The sequence below is a fragment of the Streptomyces sp. NRRL WC-3549 genome, from assembly GCF_000721935.1.
In the GTDB taxonomy this organism is placed as follows: Bacteria; Actinomycetota; Actinomycetes; order Streptomycetales; family Streptomycetaceae; genus Streptomyces.
Window position 1 is genome coordinate 38,949 of record NZ_KL585436.1, and the last position, 643, is coordinate 39,591.

The following is a 643-nucleotide window of genomic DNA, read 5'->3' on the forward strand; positions in this document are numbered from 1 at the left end:
AGAGATGTGTATAAGAGACAGGCAGCAGACCGCGGAGTTGAACCGCACCGCCGAGCAGCGCACGCAGGAGGCCGAGACCCGGCTGCGCGAGGCCCGGCTGGAGGCCGAGAAGGTCGTCACCGAGGCGAAGGAGGCCGCGGTCAAGCGGCTGGCCGGCGCCGAGTCGCAGAACGAGCAGCGCACCCGTACGGCCAAGGCCGAGATCGCCCGGCTGGTGGGCGAGGCCACCCAGCAGGCCGAGACGCTCAAGGAGGAGGCCGAGCAGGCGCTCGCCGACGCCCGGGCGAAGGCCGAACGGCTCGTCACCGAGGCGGCGGAGAAGGCCCGTACGGTCGCCGCCGAGGATGCCGCCGCCCAGCTCGCCAAGGCGGCCCGCAGCGCCGAGGAGGTCCTGACCAAGGCCTCCGAGGACGCGAAGTCCACCACCAGGGCGGCCGCCGACGAGGCCGAGCGGATCCGCCGCGAGGCGGAGGCCGAGGCCGACCGGCTGCGCGGCGAGGCAGCCGAGCAGGCCGACCAGCTCAAGGGCGCGGCCAAGGACGACACCAAGGAGTACCGGGCCAAGACGGTCGAGCTCCAGGAGGAGGCCCGCCGGCTGCGCGGCGAGGCCGAGCAGCTGCGCTCCTGTCTCTTATACACATCT

1 pseudogene is annotated in these 643 nt (G+C 73.1%); it reads left to right on the plus strand.

Annotated features, from left to right (window positions below):
• Positions 1 to 643, plus strand: a pseudogene (locus tag IH13_RS43715) (hypothetical protein); the annotation flags it as partial.